The 23221-nt window shown below is 62.8% G+C and carries 17 protein-coding genes; 14 read left to right on the top strand and 3 right to left on the bottom strand.

Annotated elements, in window-relative coordinates; genetic code table 11:
* Positions 1–136: 136 nt before the first annotated feature.
* Entirely contained in the window at positions 137–625 is a 489-nt protein-coding gene (locus JM946_RS04470) for a flavodoxin family protein (protein ID WP_203165932.1), read from the bottom strand.
* Positions 626–670: 45 nt separating this feature from the next.
* Here JM946_RS04470 and JM946_RS04465 point away from each other — a divergent pair, with 45 nt between their 5' ends.
* A complete protein-coding gene (locus tag JM946_RS04465; protein WP_203165931.1) occupies positions 671–2410 on the top strand; it encodes a M20/M25/M40 family metallo-hydrolase in 1740 nt (579 codons plus the stop codon).
* A gap of 63 nt (positions 2411–2473) precedes the next feature.
* On the opposite strand, the gene JM946_RS04460 is transcribed toward JM946_RS04465, so the two are convergent.
* On the bottom strand, positions 2474–3262 hold the full coding sequence (locus JM946_RS04460) for a FadR/GntR family transcriptional regulator (RefSeq protein ID WP_203165930.1): 789 nt from the start codon (positions 3260–3262) through the stop codon (positions 2474–2476).
* A gap of 181 nt (positions 3263–3443) precedes the next feature.
* Here JM946_RS04460 and JM946_RS04455 point away from each other — a divergent pair, with 181 nt between their 5' ends.
* The 8 genes from JM946_RS04455 to JM946_RS04420 all read left to right on the top strand — a co-directional run bounded on the left by JM946_RS04455 (position 3444) and on the right by JM946_RS04420 (position 13319).
* A complete protein-coding gene (locus JM946_RS04455; protein WP_203165929.1) occupies positions 3444–6311 on the top strand; it encodes a TonB-dependent receptor in 2868 nt (955 codons plus the stop codon).
* Between the two features lie 87 nt (positions 6312–6398).
* Positions 6399–8306: a gamma-glutamyltransferase family protein gene (locus JM946_RS04450; RefSeq protein WP_203165928.1), complete on the top strand. Its 1908-nt coding sequence runs from the start codon at positions 6399–6401 to the stop codon at positions 8304–8306.
* A gap of 147 nt (positions 8307–8453) precedes the next feature.
* A complete protein-coding gene (locus tag JM946_RS04445; protein WP_203165927.1) occupies positions 8454–8858 on the top strand; it encodes an antitoxin Xre/MbcA/ParS toxin-binding domain-containing protein in 405 nt (134 codons plus the stop codon).
* A gap of 3 nt (positions 8859–8861) precedes the next feature.
* On the top strand, positions 8862–9578 hold the full coding sequence (locus JM946_RS04440; protein WP_203165926.1) for an RES family NAD+ phosphorylase: 717 nt from the start codon (positions 8862–8864) through the stop codon (positions 9576–9578).
* 78 nt (positions 9579–9656) lie between these two features.
* Positions 9657–9965: a hypothetical protein gene (locus JM946_RS04435; RefSeq protein WP_203165925.1), complete on the top strand. Its 309-nt coding sequence runs from the start codon at positions 9657–9659 to the stop codon at positions 9963–9965.
* Positions 9965–10396 (top strand): hypothetical protein, encoded by a 432-nt coding sequence (locus JM946_RS04430; protein WP_203165924.1) that lies wholly within the window; start codon positions 9965–9967, stop codon positions 10394–10396. Before JM946_RS04435 ends, JM946_RS04430 begins: the two co-directional genes overlap by 1 nt.
* Positions 10397–10408: 12 nt before the next feature.
* Positions 10409–11908 carry a glycerol kinase GlpK gene (gene glpK / locus JM946_RS04425; protein WP_203165923.1) on the top strand — a complete coding sequence of 500 codons (1500 nt, stop codon included), beginning with the start codon at positions 10409–10411 and terminating at the stop codon, positions 11906–11908.
* Between the two features lies 1 nt (position 11909).
* Entirely contained in the window at positions 11910–13319 is a 1410-nt protein-coding gene (locus tag JM946_RS04420; protein ID WP_203165922.1) for a M48 family metalloprotease, read from the top strand.
* Positions 13320–13322: 3 nt separating this feature from the next.
* Here the strand turns inward: JM946_RS04420 and ybaL are convergent, their stop codons facing one another.
* On the bottom strand, positions 13323–15074 hold the full coding sequence (gene ybaL, locus JM946_RS04415; protein ID WP_203165921.1) for a YbaL family putative K(+) efflux transporter: 1752 nt from the start codon (positions 15072–15074) through the stop codon (positions 13323–13325).
* Positions 15075–15326: 252 nt separating this feature from the next.
* Between ybaL and JM946_RS04410 the strand changes: the two genes are divergently transcribed.
* The 5 genes from JM946_RS04410 to glgX all read left to right on the top strand — a co-directional run bounded on the left by JM946_RS04410 (position 15327) and on the right by glgX (position 23218).
* Positions 15327–15788, top strand: a complete 462-nt coding sequence (locus JM946_RS04410; RefSeq protein WP_203165920.1) for an OsmC family protein — start codon at positions 15327–15329, stop codon at positions 15786–15788.
* Between the two features lie 80 nt (positions 15789–15868).
* Positions 15869–16480, top strand: a complete 612-nt coding sequence (locus JM946_RS04405) for a Cif family virulence factor (RefSeq protein ID WP_203165919.1) — start codon at positions 15869–15871, stop codon at positions 16478–16480.
* A 12-nt stretch (positions 16481–16492) separates the two neighbouring features.
* Entirely contained in the window at positions 16493–18964 is a 2472-nt protein-coding gene (locus JM946_RS04400) for a glycogen/starch/alpha-glucan phosphorylase (RefSeq protein ID WP_203165918.1), read from the top strand.
* A gap of 92 nt (positions 18965–19056) precedes the next feature.
* Complete coding sequence (glgB, locus tag JM946_RS04395; protein ID WP_203165917.1) at positions 19057–20955, top strand: 1,4-alpha-glucan branching protein GlgB; 1899 nt, start codon at positions 19057–19059, stop codon at positions 20953–20955.
* Positions 20956–21052: 97 nt separating this feature from the next.
* Positions 21053–23218, top strand: a complete 2166-nt coding sequence (gene glgX, locus JM946_RS04390; protein ID WP_203165916.1) for a glycogen debranching protein GlgX — start codon at positions 21053–21055, stop codon at positions 23216–23218.
* Positions 23219–23221 lie beyond the last annotated feature (3 nt).

Raw genomic sequence — 23221 nt, 5'->3', positions numbered from 1 at the left:
GACCGATTTGGAGTTCCTGGCGACTCGGAATGCCGCGAGTGTCCTCAGGGATTTGGCGGAAAGCGAGCAACTACGTCACACGATTCGCGGCCTTCGCACTTCGCAAAGCGCTATTAACCTTGTGAGTGTCGCGATCTCAGAGCACGCCGAGCGCGAGCCCCGCAGCGAACGTCTGGCCCAGTTCGGCGCAGCGTTGCAGATCGGCGGCGGACAGCTCGCCTTTGACGATCAGCGGCTCGGCGCATTGTTTCCAGCGATAGCCGAGGGCGATGCGCTCGATGGCAGCGACCGCGCCAGTGCCGTCGTTACCGGCGCTGACGAACATTGCATAAGGCAGCCCCTCGACGCGGCCCTGCGCCGGATAAAACGTGCGATCGAAAAAATCCTTGATGGCGCCGGCCATGTAGCCGAAGTGCTCGGGCGTGCCGATCAGCAAGCCGTTCGCCCACAACAGGTCGTCCACGCCTGCCTGCAAAGCAGGCAATGCTCTTAGCTCGAGATCCTCGCCCGCGTCCGCCACGCCTCGCTTCACCGCTGCAACCATTTCGTGCGTGCGGCCACCTGCATGGCCGGCGTAAATCAGCAGGAGGTGAGGTCGACTGGAGGACTGCTTTACGAAGGACATCTGTTACAGTTCCCGGTCACCGTCAGCCGTTGCACGGAGTTTTCAATGTATACAGTGTTGCGACCCCGGCGGTCGCTGTCAGCGCTGCTGATTTCAGCCGCACTGCTCACGGCCGTGGCCGGATGCAAACCCAAAGAGCCCAAGCCGGTGCCCGCGCCCGAAGCGGCCAGCCCGGTCAGCGCCGAAGCTACCACTGCCGCCGGCCAGATTTCCGCAGATTATCTGCGCGATCAGATCACCAGGTTCTCGTCCGATGAATTCGAGGGGCGCGGCCCCGCGACGCCGGGAGACGAGAAGGCTCGCCAGTACCTTGCAGATCAGCTGCAACAGATCGGCTTCGCGCCCGGCGGCGCCGATGGCAGCTATCAGCAGGCGTTCGATGTCGTCGGCGTCACCGCGCAGATGCCGAAACAGTGGTCCTTCAAGAAGGGCGGCCAGACCGCGTCGTTCAAATGGTGGGATCAATATATCGCCGGCAGCGGCGTGCAGGATGAGAAAGGCTCGATCAAGAACGCCGAAGTGGTGTTCGTCGGCTACGGCATCCAGGCGCCCGAGTTCGGCTGGGACGATTTCAAGGGCCAGGATCTGAAGGGCAAGGTCCTGCTGATGTTGAACAACGATCCGGATTGGGATCCGAAACTGTTCAACGGCGACACGCGCCTCTACTACGGTCGCTGGAGCTACAAGTATGAAAGCGCCGCGCGCCAGGGCGCCGCGGGTGCGATCATCATCCACACCACGCCGTCGGCGGGTTATCCGTTCCAGGTGGTGCAATCGTCCTGGACGGGCGAGCAGGTCGAGCTGCCGGCCGCGGGCGAGCCGCGCATTCAAGTCAAAGGCTGGCTTACCGAAGATGCCTCGCGCGAGCTGGTGAAGCTTGCCGGCCAGGATCTGGACAAGCTGCTCGAAGCGGCGAAATCCAAGGACTTCCAGCCGGTGCCGCTCGGCGTGACCACCTCGCTGGAGTTCAAGAACAAGATCAATCGCTCCAGTACCGGCAACGTGTACGGCGTGTTGAAGGGAAGCGATCCGCAGCTCAGCGAAGAGTATGTGATCTACACCGCGCATCACGATCATCTCGGCGTGGGCGAGCCCAATGCGGAAGGCGACAGGATCTTCAACGGCGCCATGGACAATGCCGCCGGCGTGGCCCAGCTGCTCGCCATCGGCAAGGCGTTCAAGGCGCTGCCGCAGCCGCCCAAACGTTCCATCATGCTGCTGTTCGTGGCGGCCGAAGAGCAGGGCCTGCTGGGCTCGAAGTTCTACGCCGAGCATCCGACGGTGGCGCCCGGCAAGATCGCCGCGAACATCAATATCGACGGCGGCAACATCTGGGGCCGCGCCAAGGACATCGTGTTCGTCGGCAAGGGCAAGTCGACCATCGACGACTACGTCGAGGCCGTCGCCAAGATGCAGGATCGCGTGGTGACCGCCGATCAGTATCCGGATCGCGGCTTCTTCTATCGTTCCGATCAGTTCAACTTCGCCAAGATCGGCGTGCCCGCGCTGTACCTCGACACCGGCACCGAGTTCATCGGCAAGCCGGCGGAGTGGGGCAAGGAGCAGCACGCGCAGTACGAGGCGCAGCACTATCACCAGCAGTCGGATGAGATCCAGCCGGACTGGAACTTCGACGGCATGATCGAAGATGCGCAGCTGTGCTTCTACGTCGGCAACAACATCGCCAATGCTTCACCGGCGGAAGCGCCGAAGTGGCTCCCGGGCGACGAGTTCGAAGCGGCGCGTAAAGCTGCGCAAGCCGAACTCACGACCCAGGCGCAGTGAGCCGACGTTTGTGACGTTTGCGGCCGGGGCTCATCGAGAGCGTCTTCGATGAGCTCCGGTCCTTCAGATCGACTCTGAATCCCGCACCAGCCGGCTATCGGTCCAGTTCTCGGGCCAGCGCTTCACCGGCATGTCATGGATGGCCAGTTGAATCAGCTCCGCCATCGCCGCGCGCGCCGCCTGCGCATCTTGATGCGCGATTGCTTCGAACACGTGCCAATGCTCGGGTAGCGGATCGCGCTTCAGTGCCTGAGCGCGTTGTTTGAATTCCGTCAACGCATGCACCGCCGACGCCACGCCGTTGGTCAAAGAAATGATGAAGGGGTTGCGCGTCGCGCGCAGCAGCTCGGAATGAAATTCCTTGTCGGCGATGCGGCCTGCCTCGACGTTCAACGTATGCTGGCTCATGCGCTCGAGCGCGCCACGCATGATCTGCAGGTTTTTATCGCTGCGGCGCGCCGCAGCCAGCGCGGCCGCTTCCGGTTCGATGATGGTGCGCAACTCGAACAAGCCTTGCAGCACTTCCAGTTCGGGTTCGCCGGCGAACACCCACGTCAGCACGTCGGGATCCAGCAGGTGCCATTGCTCGACGGCGCTCACGCGTGTGCCGGTGCGCGTTCGACTTTGTACCAATCCTTTGGCGGCCAGCATGCGCACGGCCTCGCGATAAGCGGAGCGCGACACTTTGAGCTGACCGCTGGCTTCGATTTCGCCGGCCAGGACATGTCCCGGGCGGTAGCCGCCGGATACGATCCGCATGCCCAGATCCCGCGCGATGGAGCTGTGCAGGCGCAGTTGCTTGCGGCTGTGCCGTTCACCGTCAGCGGCTTGATTCGACTTGAGTATGGGCATCGGCCGGGTCTGGGCGTCGTATGCGACCTCCCGGATTCTCCTGGCAGCGTGGCCCGATCACAAGGGATGCCCCCAGCCCCAATACCGTGCCCGATATCGGCATCTTGATTTGTCGGACATTTTGCAGATAGCATTTGTCTGAGAAATTAATGGCCGTCATGGCAGCTTGGGGGGATTGATCGTGGCCAAGAGAATTGGTGTTCATTCGGCGTCCGCGCTCGCGGCGCTGTCCTTATCGGTGAGCGCGGTCGCTCAGCAAACCTCGACACAATCGGTGGAGCTGGAGGAGGTCGTGGTCACCGGCGTGCGCCAGAGTCTGGTGCAAGGTCTGGAAAACAAACGGGAGGCAACGCAGGTCGTCGAGTCGATCGTCGCCGAAGATATCGGCAAACTGCCCGACAACAACGTGGTCGAAGCCCTGCAGCGTATCGCCGGCATTCAGATCACCGATCGCGGCGGCGGCGAAGCCGACGGCATCGTGATCCGCGGTCTCGACGACGTGCAGACCACCTGGAACGGTCGGAACGTGTTCACGGCGTCTCCGCCGCCGGAATCGGGCCGGCAACTGGCGTTGCAGGACATTCCCGCGAATCTGATCAGCCGGGTCGATGTCTACAAGACCCGCGCGGCCGATCAACTGGAGACCGGGCTTGCTGGCCAGATCGACGTGACCACGCGTCGGCCGTTCGATTTCCCTGGTTTCGAGATGTCGCTGAACGCGCGCGCGACCACACAGGAGCAGCGCGACGATATCGATCCGAACGCCAGCGTGCTGCTGGCCAACACCTGGGATGTGGGCGGCGGCCGCTTCGGGGTGATGTTGAACGGCAGCTATTCCCGCGTGCGCTATCGCGATCAGAGCATCACCGCCGGCGCGCTGTTGCCATTCCTGCACGAGGACGCTCAACCGAACGGCCTCGGGGTCGACAACGACAGCTGCCTGGACCCGCCGGCAGGCAATCCCTATAACCCGAACTGGGTGCCGCTCGAGCGCATTTTCAACGGCGATTGCCGGCTGCAACGGCCTGGCGAAGACGCGCCGCAATTCTGGCAACCCGGCACCGACCGGGGTCTGTCCACCACACCGGGCTCGACCATCACCATGAACGGCGTGCCCTACGAATATCTGTTGGCTCGAGACGCGCTGTTCGCCGTCGATCTGGAAGGCGATCGTGAGCGCCCCGCCGGAACGCTGGCTCTGCAGTGGGCGCCGAACGACAGCTCCGAATATACGTTCGAGGCGTTCTATCAAGGCTACCGCGAAGAGTGGTTCAACAATCTGCACTTCACCTTCGTGGATTTCTGGGGCGCGCTGGGTCCCGATCCGGGCTCGACATATGAGCTGTTTCCCGGCACGAACATCATCAAGAGCCGCACCGTGGGCGACATCTATGGATTCCAGAGCGGCGATGTCACGGAGCAGGAAACCGATACGTTCGTGTATGCCCTGAACGGTAAATGGCAGATCGGCGAGCGACTCTCGTTGAACGCCGACCTGTCGCTGCAAGACAGCCAGTTCGACACCAATTTCTTCGCGGTGCGCACCGACCGCGTGGCCGCGTCGGCGACGGTGGATTTCAATGCTGGCAACGGGCTGCCGTCCTGGCAGTTCAACGACAATTCGCTGTTGAACCAGGCATCTTCCTGGAATCTCGCGCAGCTTTACCAGAACAAGGGCCGCCAGGAAGGCGCTGCCCAGACCCTGCAGATCGACGGCGATTATCAGCTCGGCGACGGTTTGTTCCGCCAGCTCAGCTTCGGCGTGCGCTACGACGATCGCCAGGCGGAAGCCTACGCGCCGAAAGCGCAGCTCGAGATCAACCTCCAGCGCAGCATGACCATCCTGCCGAGTGCCGCCACCTATGTGAACAGCGGCTTTTTCGATGGCGAGGCCAACGTGCCGAGCTCCTGGATGTCGGTCAACGGTTACTACGCGGCTGACCACAAGGATGAGTTCCGCGCGTTGTACGGGATGCCGTTGGGCGATCCGGCGCTGATCCGCACATTCGAAGTCAAGGAGCGGACCGCTTCGGCGTATGTGCAGACCGACATGGAGATCGGCAAACTGCAGGGCCAGTTCGGCTTGCGTTACGTGTCCGTCGACACGCCGATGCAGTTCACCGACCTGATCACCGATCGAAGCTCGACGGCCAAGCAAAGCGTCAGCGACGTGCTGCCATCTTTGACTTTGCGCTATGCGCTTACCGACGACCTGATGGTGCGCTTCAACTACGGCGAAACGCTGCGCCGGCCGGCGTTCTTCGATCTGAACTCGAACTACAGCCTGGTGGGCGATCTGACGGGCTTGGGCTACGGCCGGGGCAACGGCGGCAATCCGGATCTGAAGCCGGCGACCGCCAAGAACTACGACCTGACTGCCGAGTGGTACTTCGCGCCCGACAGCGCGCTGTACGCGACGTTGTTCCGTCGTGAGATCGATGGGTTGGTGGTGCCGCTCACCCGCTTCATCACCATCGAGAACTCGGGCCTGAACACCGATCTGTTCGTCGTCACCCAGCCGGTCAATGCCTCGGACGGCTTGCTGGAAGGCATCGAGCTGGGCTTCGTGTACTTCCCCGAGTACCTGCCCGGCTTCCTGCGCGGCCTGGGCGCCACGGGCAGCTTCACCAAGCTGAACTCCGAGCAGAACATTCCGATGACCGACAGCGAGGGCAACATCATCGGCGAGGAGACTTCGGAATTCTTCGGCGTCTCCGATATGTCCTATAACCTCACCCTGGCGTACGACCGGGCCGGTGTGGGCGTGCGCTTGTCCTACGTGTGGCGCGACGACTTCCTCAACAACAACGAGCAGCGTCAGTTCGCCAACCCCATCGGCATCTGGCGCTCGCCCGAGGAAAGCCTGGACCTGCAGGTGTCGTACAACATCACCGATAAGCTGGCGGTGTCGTTCGACGCGGTGAATCTCACCGAAGAGATGCAGCAGTCGTACTACAAGTTCGGCGATGCCGGCGGACCGACGACGCATAACTTCGGCAACACCTTGCTGAGCCGCTCGTTCGCCCTCGGCGTGCGCTGGCGCCTGTAAGGCGATTCGATCAGCGAGCGGCGGCGCGCGAGTCCGCCGCCGCTCGCGCTAAGATCCGTGCCCCGTCAGTCGACAGGTACGGTCACGATGCCTTCTCGTTTTCTCCTGGCCCGTTCCCGGCTGGCCGCCGTGCTGGTGGCCTGCATCGCAGTGACGGCCTCGCCGTCGCAGGCTAAAACCGTCAAGCCGCCTTTGCACGGCCAGCACTGGGTCGCTGTCACCGGCAAGCCGCTGGCTGCCACTGCCGGCGCGCGGATCTTCATGCAGGGAGGCAACGCCGTCGACGCTGCGTGCGCCATGATCGCCGCGACCTCGACGATGTGGGATGTGTTGAGCTGGGGTGGCGAAACGCAAGCGCTCATCTATAACCCGCACACTCGCAAAGTCATCGGCGTGAATGCGCTGGGCGTGGCGCCGACCGGGGCGACACCCGAGTTCTATCGTTCCAAAGGCATGGAATATCCACCGGAGTTCGGCCCGCTCGCGGCGGTCACGCCAGGCACGCCGGGCGGCATCATGGTGATGCTGGCGGAGTACGGAAAGCTCAGCCTCGCCGACGTGCTGGCGCCCGCGATCGAACTGGCCGACGGTTATCCCATCGAAGCGCAGACCGCCGACTTGATCGAGAAATGGCAGGACGAACTGCGCAAGTGGCCCGAGTCGCGCCGCACGTTCCTGGTTCACGAAGGCAAGGACGGCAAGCCGCTGCCGGGCTATTCGCGCGTCGGTCCGGAACCGGGCGAGATATTCCGTCAACCCGAACTGGCCGCCACCTTGCGCAAGCTGGTCGAGGCCGAGGCCAAGGCTCGCAAGGCCGGCAAGAATCGCAAGCAGGCCATCATGGCCGCCTACGATCGTTTTTATAAAGGCGACATCGCCAAAGAGTTCGCGCGCGGCTCGCAGGAGCTCGGCGGACTGCATACACCGGAAGATCTGGCCAATTGGAAGGTGTATCTGGAAGAGCCGGTGAGCACCAACTACAAAGGCATCGAGGTCTACAAGCTCACCCACTGGGTGCAGGGCCCGTCGATGCTGCAGGCCCTGAACATCCTGGAGAACTTCGATCTGCGCGCCATGGGTTACAACAGCGCGCGTTACATCCACACGGTGTATCAGGCGATGAATCTCGCCTTCGCCGATCGTGACTTCTACTATGGCGATTCACGCTTCCCGCCCGAAGAGCCCATCAAAGGATTGTTGTCCAAGGAGTACGCGCGCGAACGCGCCAAGCTGATCAAAGAAGATCGCAACGATCCCGACATGCGACCCGGGGATCCGTATCCGTTCCAGGGCGACAGCAATCCTTTCAAGGCGCAGCTGGAGGCGTGGCGCACTGTCAAGCCCGGCAAAGACAAAACAAATCCGAATCAGTGGAGTCCGACCGCGCTGGCCGAATTCGATCGCACCTTTCGGCTCGGCACGACCACGGTCGAGGCCGTCGACAAAGAAGGTTGGGTGGTGTCGGTCACGCCCAGCGGCGGCTGGCTGCCGGCTACCATTGCGGGCAAGACCGGCATTGGCATGAGCCAGCGCATGCAGAGCTTCGTGCTCGATCCGGCCGACAATCCGTTCAACGTGGTCGCGCCCGGCAAGCGTCCGCGCGCGACGCTGACGCCGTCGATGGCGCTCAAGGATGGCAAGCCGTACCTCGCGTTCGCCGTACAGGGTGGCGACACCCAGGAGCAGAACCTGCTGCAGTTCTTTTTGAACGTAGTGGAGTTCGGCATGACGCCCCAGGAAGCGGCCGAAGGCGCGAACTTCACCAGCTATCAGCTGCGCGATTCGTTCGGCTCGCACGAGTCCATTCCCGGCCGGATGACGCTCACCAGCTCGGTGCCGGAGTGGGTGCGCAACGAGCTGATCCGCAAGGGTTATAAGCTGGAGTTCACAGCCAACAATTCCGGCCCGATCACCGCCATCCAGATCGACGCCAGGCACGGCACCTTCTGGGGCGCGGCCGCGTATCACGGCGAGGACTACGGCATCGCCTGGTAAGCCCTGTTCAAACGCGCCCGGCGGTTGCACGTCGGGCGCTTCCCACGAGCCTGGTCATCGACTTCGAGAACGACATGTGATAGCTATACGCACAGACGTGTGAAGTGCTACAGGTTTCCGGCTCAACCCTCCGGAGCCACACCCTTTATGGGCATGCAACCCGAGCTGGTCGTTCCAGCGGTACCGAATCGAGAGCGGCGCGTAGTGCTGGCCGGCGCGCTGACCAAACTGTTCGATCTCTGGCAGTTGAGCACCGCCGATCGGCTGGCCTTGCTCGGCATGTCCAGCGAGAATCGCTCGGCCCTGCAGCGCTATGCACAGGGCGAGCCGCTGGCGCCGAATCGGGATCTCATGGATCGCGCCGGGCATCTGCTCGGCATTCACAAATCCCTCAAGCTGCTCTATCCCCGCAACGACGCGCTGGCGCACGGCTGGATGTCGGCCCGTAACAGCAAGTTCGGCGGCCACACGCCCATCGACGTGGTCAAACAATATGGATTGCCGGGGCTCGCGCTGGTGCGCGGCACCCTGGACGTGATGCGCGGCCAGTGACGCGTGAGCGAGAGCTATAAAGTCACCGAGGATGCGCGCGGCGACTGGCATCGCAATATCGTGAGCCTGCGCGCCAGCATCGATATCTTTCAGGAACTGGTCGACGATGCCGCGGCGGTGCCAGTGCTCATCGAGCACGAAATGGCCACCAAGCCGACCCGCGAGCCGCAGCCCATCATTACCCGGCCATTCGACGACGCTGCGACTTACGATCCCATCGTGACCGCCATTCAGTGGCCGTTCGATCATCCATCCGCTTCGCGCTATTCCGCCGGTTCCTATGGTGTGTGGTATGGCGCGCGCTCGCTGCTCGCGACCATCCACGAGACCGTTCACCACTTTCGTTTGAATACATTGGCGAGCGAAGCAGCTCGCGTCAGTAGCGAGCCCGTCGTGCAGGAGCGGCGCGTGCATCTGGTTCACTGCGGGGCTTCGCTCGTGGATCTGCGCGCGCGCTGTGAAACCGACCCGACGCTGCTCGATCCCATCAATTACACGCGTTGCCAGGCGCTCGGCGCGGAACTGCGCTCGTCGTTTCTACCCGGCGTACTCACGCTATCGGCCCGGCTGCCTGCCGCCGAAGTCGCGGCGGTGTTCGTGAAAGAAGCGCTCAGCAACCCGCGGCATGTTTGTTACCTCACCTACACCCTCGATGTCGGTTCCCAGCGCGTCGCGGTCGAGCGCACGCCGGGCGTAGTCGATCTCACTATCGGTCCTTGAGTCGGCGGCGCGGCTTGCCCTACCCGGGGTCCACTGGTAACTTGGTACCAAGTTACCACGGTATCAAGGGACATCGAAGTGACCATCGTCACCCGCGTGCAGACCGGCGTGCGTATCGAAGCCCGCCTGCTCAGCGTGCTCAAGGCTCTGGCGGCGCTCAAGAACACCTCGCTGGGCGATTTGCTGGAAGGCATCGTGCTGCATGCATTCGATGGCCAGCAGGCTTTCAGCGCGTCCACGCTGGCTCAGATCGCCGAGCTGAAGAAGATCTATGGATTGGAGCTGAGCGCCGCCGACAGTCATCAGTTGGTCGAGTCCGAGCGCGCCGTGGCTCGCGCCACGCCGAAGCGTACGGCCTCGACCGCCAAACGTGGGAGGAAACGCTGATGGGTAGCACCGCAATCCAGCACCCGATGCTCGATTCGGCCGAAACTATCGCTGAGACACTGCTCGCCTTCGAGCGCGGCACGCTCGATCCAGCGCAGTTCGATCATCGCCTGCATCTGTGCGTCGCGTGGAGCTACTTGCAGCGCGACGGCTTTCCCGAAGGCGCGGTGAGATTCCGGCAGGACCTGCAGCGCTATGTTGCCAAGGTCGGGGCGGCGAGCAAATATCACGAGACCATCACCTGGGCCTACCTGGTGATGCTGAACGAGGAACGGTGCTTGCGTGCGTCGCCTGGCGAGAGCTTCGATGAAATGATTCAGCGGCGTCCGGAGCTGCTGGATCATCGCAACGGCCCGATCGCCCGCCTTTACAGCAAGGCGCAGCTCGAATCGGCCGAGGCGCGCCGGGTGTTCATGTTTCCTGTTATCTGAGGAGCGAGGCTCATGAGTTCCTTCGTCGGCGCCATCGATCAGGGGACCACCAGCACGCGCTTCATCGTGTTCGATGCAGCCGGCAATATCGTCGCCAGCGCTAACCAGGAACATCCACAGATCTTTCCGCAGCCCGGCTGGGTCGAGCATTCGCCCATGGACATCGCTCGCAACACCGAAGCAGTGATTGCCGAGGCGTTAAAGGCGGCCAAGCTCACGGCCAAGGACCTGGTCGCCATCGGCATCACCAATCAACGTGAGACCACGATGATCTGGGATCGCCGCAGCGGGGCGCCGCTGCACAACGCGTTGGTGTGGCAGGACACGCGTGTCGATCCACTGGTCGCGTATTTCTCCGGCCAAGGCGGCAAAGATCGCTTCCGCGCCATCACCGGTCTGCCGCTCGCCAGCTACTTCAGCGGCTTGAAACTCAAATGGCTGCTCGATCATGTGCCAAATGCGCGCGCATTGGCTGAAGCGGGCCATTTGTTGTTCGGCACGATGGATACGTGGGTGCTATGGAATCTCACCGGCGGAGTCAACGGCGGCCTGCACCTTACCGATGTGACCAACGCCAGCCGTACGCAGCTGATGCGGCTCGATTCGCTGCAGTGGGACGACGAACTGCTGCGCACGTTTTCGATACCTCGCAATGTGCTGCCCGGAATCGCATCGTCCAGCGAGGTTTATGGCGAGGTGTCCAGCGGTCCGCTCAAAGGCGTGCCCATCGCCGGTATCCTGGGCGATCAGCAGGCGGCGCTGGTGGGCCAGACCTGCTTCGAGCCGGGCGAAGCGAAGAACACCTACGGCACCGGATGCTTCCTGCTGATGAACACCGGCACCGAGCCGGTGTCCTCGGCCGCCGGTCTCGTGACCACGGTCGCTTATCAATTTGGCAGGAATCCGGCGCGTTTTGCGTTGGAAGGATCGATAGCCATTGCCGGCGCCCTGGTGCAATGGCTGCGAGACAACCTGGGCTTGATCCGCAGCAGCGGCGAAGTCGAGGCGCTTGCTGCGAGTGTGCGGGACAACGGCGATGTTTACGTCGTGCCGGCGTTCAGCGGCCTGTATGCGCCGTACTGGAAGGATCACGCTCGCGGCGTGATCGCCGGCCTCACGCGCTACGCGAATCGTGGGCATATCGCACGTGCGGCGCTCGAAGCCACGGCGTATCAAACAAGGGATGTGGTGGCAGCGATGGAGCAAGACTCCCGCATTCCATTGCAGGAGCTGCGAGTGGACGGCGGCATGGTCGTGAACGATCTGTTGATGCAGTTTCAGGCAGATATTCTGGATGTGAGTGTGGTGCGGCCCCAAGTGACAGAGACCACGGCGCTCGGTGCGGCTTACGCCGCCGGCCTGGCGTTGGGCTATTGGAAGAGCATTGACGAGCTGCGCGGCAACTGGGGTGTGTCGCACACCTGGCGGCCCCGCATGACCAAGGAAGATCGCGGCCGGCTGTATGCCTCCTGGCAGAAGGCAGTCACGCGCTCGTTCAACTGGGTGGAGTGACATGGTCGCCGTCGAGCTGCCTGTCTGGACGGCGCAGGAGCGCGAATGTTTCTTTGCGGCGATCGCTCGGCATCGCCGCGCCGCATGGCAGGTGAGCGCGATCGCAGGGGTCGGTATCGCCATCCTCGCCTTCGTCGTGGCCACGCTGACCTCACCGCTGTTCTATGCGCTGCTCGGGCTGCTGCTCGACCTGGTGAACCTGATCGTGCCCATGCCCGATCTGCTCGGCGCGGTGCTGCAGACGCTGGACTCCATCAGCGAAAACATCGAGAGCCAGCCGATCAGCAGCTGGCTGTATCTCGCATTCGTCGCGGCGCTGCCAGGCCTGGTAGCCGTGTTCCTCGTCCTCATGACGCTGAAGCGAATCGTGCGCGAGGCGGAAGCGAGCGGCGCACAGGAGCTCGCGTTGCGCTCACCGAACCAAAGCGTGCTCGCGGAACAGCGACTCGCAAACGTAGTCGCCGAGATGGCCATCGCCGCCAACATCAAAGTGCCGAAGGTGGCGATCATCGAAAGCGCCGGCGTCAATGCTGCCGTGTACGGACCGGATGATGAAAGCGTGACGGTGCTGGTTTCCACGGGGCTGTTGGACAGGCTCAACCGGGCGCAAATGCAGGCGGTGGCGGGACATCTCATCGGGCTCATTGCCAATGGCGACGTCGTGCAAGGGATGCGCGTCGCGCAGACGTTGAGCTTGTTCGGTTTCGTCGCCCGACTCAGCGACGGCATCGTCGATCCTCCGGCGTGGACGCGCTTGTGGCAAACGCTCCGCGAAGCGTTGAAGCCGGGCGCGTCGAGCGCCGACGCTCGTTTGATCCTCGACCTGACCAATCCCTTCGGTCATGCGCAAACATCGCGTTCTTCCGGAAGTCACAATTCCGGCAAACTCACCTGGCGCGAACGGCTTCGCATGCCTTTGTATGGGCCTATCGTGATCGGCGGGTTTTTCGGCGGACTGGTCAGCAGCGTCTTTCTGGAGCCCCTGCTCGCCCTGGTCTGGCGTCGTCGCAAATATCTGGCCGACGCGATCGCGGTTCAGCTCACCCGCGATCCTCAAGCTCTCGGCGACGCAATCCGCTACATAGGCGACGGCAGCGACTTCCCTGCCTGGTGCTCTCACATGCTCGTCGCCAGGAGCTCCGGTCGCGGCGGATTGCTCAGCGGCTCGGCGCTGCCGATGTATCCCGCCTATGACAAGCGCCTCAAGGCGCTTGCTCGGATGGGCGCAACGGTCACTCTCGCCGCGCCTCGCGCCACGCCTGTGTGGCAACAATTGCTCATCGTGCTGGTCGGCGCCCTCGTCGTTTGCTTACTGAGCGTCGCGATCTACTTGCTGGTGGTTATCTCCATCGCCCTTTCCGGGTTGTTCACCATGCTCCCCGCCATCATTCTGCACGCCATCCTGCGCTGAGGCTCAAGCGCCCGGATCTTTCGGGTTGCCGGCGACGCCTTCGTTCCGCAGCCATTGTGTGAGGAGCTTGCAGCGTTCTTCGGAGACGCCGAGGCTGCGCAGCGCATAGTCGGTCATTTCCAGGGCGAGCTCGAGCTCACCCATCACGGCGCGATCGACGCCCTGGCGGATGAGATATTTCAGCTCGCTGGAGCTGTGAGTGCGGACCACGATGGCGATCTTCGGATTCTTGGCCCGAGCAAGCTCGAGGATGCGCCGGGCATGAAAGCCATCGGGTGAAGCGATCACGAGCAGCCGCGCGTGTTGGATCTGCGCCAGCTCCAAAACGCCATGCGCGGTGGCGTCGCCGTACACGGCGGTGATCTTGTCTTCCCGCAGTTGCTCGACGACGCGGCGACTCATCTCGATCACCACGAACTCGAGGCCTTGCGCCTGCAGGCCGTGACCGACCACGCTACCGACGCGGCCATAGCCGACGATCACTGCGTGATTGCGCAAGGCCGACACCTTGCTCTCCGCAGCGAGCGTCGTGCGCTTGCTCTCCCTGCGCAAGAACGCGAGCAGGTCCGGCCGCTCGTTGAACCAGCGCGCGATCGGCTCGATGGTCGCGAACGCGAGAGGATTCAAGGTGATCGACAACAGCGCGCCGGCCAGGATCAAATCCCGCCCTTCCGGTGGCAGCAAGCCAAGCAGCACGCCGAGTCCGGCGAGAATGAACGAGAACTCGCCGATCTGCGCCAGCGACGCTGAAATGGTCAGCGCGGTGCGTACCGCATAGCCAAACGCCAGCACGATGGCGAAGGCCGCCACCGACTTGCCGATCAGAACGATGAACATCACGCCCAGCAACTGCAGTGGCTGCTGCACGATCACCCAGGGATCGAACAGCATGCCCACCGATACGAAGAACATGACGGCGAACGCATCCTGCAGCGGCAACGAATTCTCGGCCGCCTGATGACTGAGATCCGACTCGGCCAGCATCACACCCGCGAAGAATGCGCCGAGCGCGAACGACACGTCGAACAGCACCGCCGATCCGTACGCGATGCCCAACGCGATCGCCAATACCGCCAACGTAAATAGCTCTCGCGAGCCCGTGCGTGCCACCTGCAGCAGCACCCAGGGCACCACCCGCCGACCGCCGACCATCATGACGGCGACAAACATGGCGACCTTCACCGTCGTCACGCCCAGGCTGGCAAGCAGACTGCTCTCGCGCGCGCCCTCGCCGGTGTTCGCCAGTGCGGGCAGAAACACCAGCGCCAGCACCATGGCCAGGTCCTCGACGATCAACCAACCGACCGCGATCCGGCCCTGCTCGGTATCCAGTTCGTTGCGTTGCTCGAGGGCTCGCAACAATACGACGGTGCTCGCCACCGACAACGCCAGCCCGAACACCACACCACTGGCCGTGCTCCAGCCCCACCAGCGCGCCAATCCCACGCCGATCAAAGTTGCCACGCCGATCTGGGCGACCGCCCCGGGCAACGCGATGTTCCGCACCTTGAGCAGCGCATCGATGGAAAAGTGCAGGCCGACGCCGAACATCAACAGGATCACTCCGATCTCGGCCAGCTGCCCGGCAAGCCCGGCATCCGCCACGAAGCCCGGCGTGAACGGCCCGATCGCAATGCCGGCGACCAGATAGCCCACCAGCGGCGGCATGCGCAGCTTGGAGGCCAGAAAGCCGAAGCTCATGGCCAGCACGAAGCCCATGGCGATGAGTGCAATCAGATCGGATTGATGGGGCATGCGCTAACGATTACCTGTGGGTTCGGCACGAGCAGACGCTCGGGCAGGACCTCGATAGTAACCGGTACATCCAGCGCACCGGTGCATTCCTCTGTCAGATCAGTGCGATACGGCGAGTGCCGCGGTCGTTCTCAATGCTCCCCAGGTGAGGCGCTAATCCTGCCCGAAGCCGGGTATGACGTTGGCAAACCCGCGGCGGGCGCGGGACAATGGCTCCCCGTCGGCTCCGCCGGCTCTTGCGCACCTCCTTCGATGAGCGAGTACACCGCGACCGTCTACTGGCAGCGCCTCGGCGCCGTCTTCACCGACAACAAGTATTCCCGGGCGCATGAATGGCGCTTCGACGGCGGCACGGTGGTGCCCGGATCGAGCTCGCCGCACGTGGTGCGAGTGCCTTTGTCGGATCCCACAGCGGTCGATCCCGAAGAAGCCTTCGTGGCGTCGTTGTCCAGCTGCCACATGCTGTTTTTCCTGTCGTTTGCCGCCAAGGAGGGCTTCGTGGTGGACAGCTACGAAGACCAGGCGGTCGGCGTGATGGCGAAGAACGAGGCCGGCAAGATGGCCATGACGGTCGTAACCCTGCGGCCCAAGGTGGCGTTCTCGGGCCGCACCCCCACGGCCGAGGAGCTCGACCGGCTGCATCACCGCTCGCACGAGGAATGTTTCATTGCCTCGTCGGTCAAAACCGACGTACGTTGCGAGCCGGTTGCGTAATCTTCCGGCCCGCGTAGGATCCGCCGTTTGCCTTTTCCGTTCGACCATCCCGCAGGATCTCGATGACCCCGATTGCCTGTATGAACAAGCCTTCCGCCCGGCGTCTGACCCTGTGCTGTGCCCTGCTGCTGCCCCTGCTGACCGCCTGCGGCGGCGGTTCCGAGGCGGTCTGCCCGGAACGAAACGAGCCGTACCTGGCGTCCCGTAACAACCCGGCGTTGCGAGTGCCTGACGGCATGACGCAGCCGAACCGCTCCGAGGCGCTGACCATTCCGGAGGCCAAGCCCGGCAACCGTTCCGGCCGGACCGCATGCCTGGATGAGCCGCCGTCCTATTTCCGCTCGAGCGGCACGACGGCACGCTCGCCAGAGGAAGTGGTCGCGAGTTGGGCCCAGGCTTGGGCAAACCGCGAAGCGGATGCGGTTGTCGCACTTTATTCTTCTGGCTTCACCGCGCCGACCGACTCGGCCGGCAGTTCAGCCTGGTTGGAACAGCGTCGCGAGCAGGTGGCCACCGGCCCGACGCCCGATCCCATCGTCGAAGGCTTGCGCGTCGAACCGGACGGCGAGGACCGTCGCATCGTGCGGTTCGTCCAGAAGTTCGGCACCAACTCGTTGCGCAAGGAGTTGATCCTGGTTCGCGAGAGCGGCTCGTGGCGCATCGTCGAGGAGAAGGTGGCCGAAGTTAAATAAGCGAGGATTTACATGGCGCAGACTTCTGCGATTCGATCGGCGGCGCCGCTGCGCCTCGGCGCCGTTCGTGAAGCGATCATCGACCGCCTGGAACGCGTGCTCGGCAAATCGACCGAGAACGCCACCCGCCGCGATATCTACGACGCGCTGTCCATAGCGGTTCGTGAAGAACTTGCCGAGCGTTGGATCGCCACCGGCAAGCGCGTCGCGCGCGCTCGAGTGAAGCGCATTTGTTATATGTCCATGGAGTTCCTGCTCGGACGCAGCCTGATCAACGCCTTGTCCTCGTTCGAGGACGAACTGCTGACCGAAGTGCGCGAGACCGTGGAATCGCTCGGCCACGATCTGGACCACATCGCCGCCGAGGAAGAGGATCCCGGCCTGGGCAACGGTGGCCTGGGCCGCCTCGCCGCCTGTTTCCTGGATTCGCTGGCGACCTTGGGCTATGCCGCCACCGGTTACGGCATTCGCTATGACTACGGCATTTTTACCCAGGTCATCGAGAAAGACGGCGCCCAGCGCGAAGTCGCCAGCTCCTGGCTCGGCTTTCACAACTTCTGGGAAAGCGGTCAGGGCGCCGTGCGTCATCGGGTGCGCTTCGGCGGCCATTGCCGCGCGACTCGCGACGAGCAGGGCCGGGTCCGATACGAATGGGTGGACACGCACGATGTCTGGGCGGTCGGCTACGACCTGTTCATTCCCGGCAATCGCAGCCCTACGGTGAATCATCTGCGGCTGTGGTCCGGTCGGGCCATCACGCCGTTCCGCATCGAAGACTTCAATCATGGCAACTACGGCGCGGCGGTGGCCGAACAGGTCGAGGCCAAGAACCTCACGCGCGTGCTGTACCCGGACGACTCCACGCCGCAAGGCAAGGAGCTGCGCTTCAAACAGCAATATTTCTTCGTCAGCGCCTCGCTGCAGGATCTGCTGAGTCAGCATCTCGCCGAACGTCGGCCGCTGAAGGACCTGTCGAGCGCCATCGCCGTGCAGCTCAACGACACGCATCCGGCTTTGACGGTGGTCGAGCTGATGCGCTTGCTGGTCGATACCTACGACATGGAATGGGCGCCCGCCTGGAAGCTCACCCGTGAAGTGTGCGGCTACACCAACCATACGCTGCTGCCGGAAGCCCTGGAAACCTGGCCGGTGTCGTTCTTCGAACGACTGCTGCCGCGTCATCTGCAGATCGTGTATCAGATCAATCGCGACTTCCTCGAGGAAGTGAGCGCGGCGTTCCCGCAAGATCTGGATCGTCGCCGCCGCATGTCGCTCATCAACGAGGACGGCGATCGCCGCGTGCGCATGGCGTACCTGTCGGTGGTCGGCAGCCACAAAGTGAACGGCGTTGCGAAGCTACATTCGCGACTGATGCGCGAGACCATTTTCTCCGACTTCGCGGAGTTGTGGCCCGAGCGTTTCACCAATGTGACCAACGGCATCGCGGTGCGCCGCTGGTTGAAGCAGGCCAATCCGTTGCTGTCGGCGTTGCTGACCGAGAAGCTGGGCTCGGCCTGGGAAAACGATCTGGAAGACCTGGAGCGCCTGAAGTGGGCGGCGGACGACGCCGACTTCTGCAACCGTTTCCGCGTCATCAAACGCGCCAACAAGGAGCGACTGGCGAAAACCATTCATCAGCTGCTCGGCGTGAGCGTCAACGTCGACGCCATGTTCGACGTGCAGGTCAAGCGCATCCACGAATACAAGCGGCAGCTGTTGAGCCTGTTGCACGTGGTGGCCCGTTATCAGCAGCTGCTGGACGACCCGAACGCCCCGATCCCGGCGCGCGTGGTGATGTTCGCGGGCAAAGCGGCGCCCGGGTATCACATGGCCAAAGCCATCATCAAGCTCATCAACAGCGTGGCGCACGTCATCAACAACGACGCGCGCATCGGCGACAAACTGAAGCTGTGTTTCCTGCCGGACTACGACGTGTCGCTGGCGCAGGAGATCATGCCCGCGGCGGATCTGTCGGAACAAATTTCCACGGCCGGCATGGAAGCGTCCGGCACCGGCAACATGAAACTGTCGCTGAATGGCGCGCTCACCATCGGCACCCTGGACGGCGCCAATATCGAGATCAAAGATGCGGTGGGCGAGGAGAATATTTTCATTTTCGGCATGACCGCCGAGGAAGTGATCGCGCGTCGCGCGCAGGGCTACTCGCCGGCCGACGAAGTGGCCAGGAATCCCAGGCTGAAGCGCGCTATCGAATTGATCGACTCGGGATATTTCACGCCCGACAATATCTTCGACTCCAAGGTGGTCAGCGACCGCCTGCTCAGCCATGGCGAGCACTTCCTGGTGCTGGCGGATTTCCACGACTACATGGCGGCACAAGCTCGCGTCGATGAGTTGTTCCTGAACCCGGAAGCATGGACGCGCAAGTCGGTGATCAACGCGTTGAGCATGGGCCCGTTCTCCAGCGACCGCAGCATCCGCGAGTACGCGGATAATATCTGGGGCATCAAGCCGGTGTTGTAGTCGTTAGTCGTTGGGGGTTGGATGTGGAACCTTGAGTTGGGCTTCGTTCTTTTTCTTCACCAGCCTCTGACCCCCGACGGCCCACTACTGCCATGAGCTCCGCCCTCACTGATCTTGATCTGCACTTGTTCGGTGAGGGCAATCATCACCACATTCATCGAAAGCTCGGCGCGCATCCCGAGGTGCACGATGGCGTGGCGGGGACTCGCTTTGCGGTGTGGGCCCCGAATGCGCGGCGCGTCAGCGTGGTCGGCGATTTCAATCAATGGGACGGCAAGCGCAACGCCATGGAGATGCGCGGCCACTCCGGCGTTTGGGAGACATTCGTTCCGGGCGCCGCGCCAGGCGCGCTGTACAAATTCGAAATCGTCGGTGCGCACGGCCAGCAGCTGATGAAGGCCGATCCGTATGCATTCCAGATGCAGTTGCGGCCCGACAGCGCTTCAGTGATCGCCGACATCCAGGGCTATAGCTGGGGCGACGACGCCTGGCTGGACCATCGCCGCCAGTGGGACCCGTTGCGAGCGCCGGTGTCGATTTATGAATTGCATCCGGGCTCGTGGCGGCGCTCGTGGCATCGCAAGCCCGCCTTCCTCACCTGGGACGAGCTGGCCGATCAACTCATTCCGTACGTGCTCGACATGGGCTACACCCACATCGAGCTGGTGGGCGTCGCCGAACATCCGTTCGACGGTTCCTGGGGCTATCAGGTGTTGGGACATTTCGCGCCCACCGCGCGACATGGCTCGCCACACGATTTCATGCGCTTCGTGGATCGCATGCACCAGGCGGGCATCGGCGTCTTCATGGATTGGGTGCCAGCGCATTTTCCGCGCGACGGTCACGGCCTCGCCGACTTCGACGGCACCGCTCTGTATGAACACGCCGACCCACATCGGGGCGAGCACATGGAATGGGGCACCAAGATCTTCAATTACGGCCGCCACGAGGTGCGCAATTTTCTGATCGCCAATGCACTGTTCTGGATCGAGCAATATCACATCGACGGACTGCGCGTGGACGCGGTCGCGTCCATGATCTATCTGGACTACGCGCGCAAACCGGGCGAGTGGACGCCGAATCAGTACGGCGGCCGGGAAAATCTCGAAGCCATCGAATTCCTGAAACAGCTGAACTGGACCATCGGCCATTACTTCCCCGGCGTCGTGACCATGGCGGAGGAATCCACTTCGTTCGCCGGCGTGACGCGGCCGGTGCATCTGGGCGGACTCGGCTTTCATTTCAAATGGAACATGGGCTGGATGAACGACACGCTGCGCTACATGGCGCACGACCCGATTCATCGTCGCCACAACCACAGCCTGATCACGTTCTCGTTCGTCTACGCCTTCTCGGAGCACTTCATCCTGCCGCTGTCGCATGACGAGGTGGTGCATGGCAAGCGCTCGCTGCTCGACAAGATGCCCGGCGATGAATGGCAGAAGCTCGCCAATCATCGTTTCCTGATGGGCTACATGACGGCGCATCCGGGCAAGAAGCTGCTGTTCATGGGCGGCGAGTTCGGCCAATGGCACGAGTGGCGCGATTACGAGGACCTGGCCTGGGCCGCGCTTCAACATCCTCACCACCAGCAGCTGCAGGCCTGGTGTCGCGCCCTGAATCGTTTATATCGCGAATATCCGGAGCTTCACGGCAGCGACAACAGTTGGGAGGGTTTCCGCTGGCTGGAGGCCGACAACGCCAACGAAAGCGTGTTCGGCTTCATGCGCCAGCGCCTGCCGGGCGAAGGCGGCACGCAGCTGTTGATCGTTTTCAACGCAACGCCCGTGCCACGCGATCATTACACTTTTGCTGCACCGGAAGCGGGCCGCTACCGCAAGCTGCTCGACAGCGACGACGTCGCATTCGGCGGCTCGGGCTATTCGCAACAAACGGTGGCGCAGGCCCACGCAGAGCCCTGGCGAGATTTTCCTGCACGTATCACGCTCAACTTGCCGCCGTTGAGCGTTGTGATCTGGGCGCGCGATTAAAATTCAGTTAGGGATTACCTGAGTTGCTCATGTCAATCAGGTACTTTCGCGATTCGCTACTTTTCATGCGGCCCCCGGATCGGTCACCATTGGTCGGATGAACGCTGTACCTGCCGATTTCACCGCCGCCAGCCTGCAAGCTGGCTCACCCTCGCCGCTGGGCGCCACCTGGACCGGTGACGGCGTGAATTTCGCTGTATGCGCCGGCGGCGCGTCGCGCGTCGAATTGTGTCTGTTCGATGAGAACGGCGAGCGGGAACTGGCTCGTCTGCCGCTGCCCGAACGCACTGAGAATTGCTGGCACGGCTTTCTGCCCGCGCCGCATGGCATTCCAGGCGTGGTCTATGGCTTTCGCGTCCATGGGCCGTACGATCCGTCGTATGGTCTGCGGCACAATCCTCACAAGCTGCTGCTCGATCCTTACGCGCGTGCGCTGGTGGGCAAGTTCGAATGGAATCCGGCGGTGTTCGGTCACCAGCCCGATCAACCCACGGAGCAACTGAACACCGCCGACAGTGCACCATACGTTTACAAAGCGCGCGTGGTGCAGTCTGGCTTCGCCTGGAGCGAGGACTGTCCGCCGGCGGTGCCGTGGCGTGACACCGTCATTTACGAGTTGCACGTCAAAGGCTTCACCAAGCTGCACCCGGCCGTGCCCGAGCGTGAGCGCGGCAAATTCCTGGGCCTGGCGCAGCCGGCGGTCGTCAACTATCTGAAACAACTCGGCGTCACCGCCGTGCAGCTGTTGCCTGTGCAGGCGTTCGTTCCCGAACAATTCCTGGCCGAGCGCGGCCTGACCAACTATTGGGGCTACAGCTCGCTGGCGTGGTTCGCGCCGCATCCGGAGTACGGCATCGAGGATCCGGTCGCCGAATTCCGCACCATGGTGAAGACCCTGCACGCCGCGGGCATCGAAGTCATTCTGGACGTGGTGTTCAATCACACCGTCGAGGGCAACGAGAAAGGTCCGACGCTCAGCCTGCGCGGCCTGGACAATGCCGCTTATTACAAGCTGGACAGCAACAATCTGAGTCGTTACGTCGATCGCACCGGCACCGGCAATACCATCGCGATCGGCAACGCCGCCGCCCGCAAGCTGATCATCGACTGCCTGCGCTACTGGGTCGAGGAAATGCACGTCGACGGCTTCCGCTTCGATCTGGCCGCCGTGCTGGGTCGTGACAACGCGCCGTTTCGCACCGACGCGGCATTTTTCAAAGCGGTCGCCGCCGAGCCCACGCTGCGCTATGTGAAGCTCATCGCCGAACCGTGGGATGTCGGCCCCGAAGGCTATCAACTCGGGCGCTTCCCGGCCGGTTGGTCGGAATGGAACGATCTGTATCGCGATTCGGTGCGCGGCTTCTGGCGTGGCAATCCCGGCATCCTGGGCAATTTCGCCGAGCGCTTCGCCGGCTCCAGCGATTTGTTTCGCGCCTCCGGCCGCCGTCCGACGGCGAGTATCAATTACATCGCCTGTCATGACGGCTTCACCGCGTACGACGCGACTGCGTACGAACAGAAGCACAACGAGGCCAATCTCGAGGACAATCACGACGGCCACAATCACAACTTGAGCTGGAATTGCGGCGTCGAAGGGCCCAGCGACGATCCTGCGGTGATCGAATTGCGTGAACGGCAGATCCGCAATCTGCTCGCCACGTTGCTGCTTTCGCAAGGCGTGCCAATGTTGCTGGCGGGCGATGAATTCGGTCGCACGCAGCGCGGTAACAACAATGCCTACTGCCAGGACAATGAAATCAGTTGGCTCGATTGGCACGACGCCGAGCGACGCGGCTGGCTGACTGCGTTCGTACGGCAACTGCTCACACTGCGGCGCTACGCCGCCGGCTTGAGACGCGATACCTTCCTCAAGGGCGCGCGCCAGGTGGATCGTGAGCACAAGGACATCAGCTGGCGACATCCCGAAGGGCATGAGCTCACCGCTGCCGACTGGCATGATGCGAACGCGCGCGCCATCGGCGTGCTGATCGGTCACGCTTTCACCGATCCGTATGGAACACCGAACGGACATCTGCTGTTTCTGTGCAATGCCGGCGACCAACCCGTCAACTTTCGTTTGCCCACGCCCACGACCGGTGTGGTGTGGCGAATCGTGTTCGACACCGCGCGCTGGCGTGTTAGCGATCTCGGCGACCGGATGGGCGCCGGAGAAAGTTGCGTCGTCGCGCCGCATTCGTGCGTGCTGCTCGCCGATGGCGACGCCCCCAGCAGCGTCCGAAGTGGGTTCTCCCTGAAGACCTAGATA

It is taken from the genome of Steroidobacter gossypii (assembly GCF_016801985.1).
In the GTDB taxonomy this organism is placed as follows: domain Bacteria; phylum Pseudomonadota; class Gammaproteobacteria; order Steroidobacterales; family Steroidobacteraceae; genus Steroidobacter; species Steroidobacter gossypii.
This window is presented reverse-complemented; position numbering and strand designations above follow the sequence as displayed.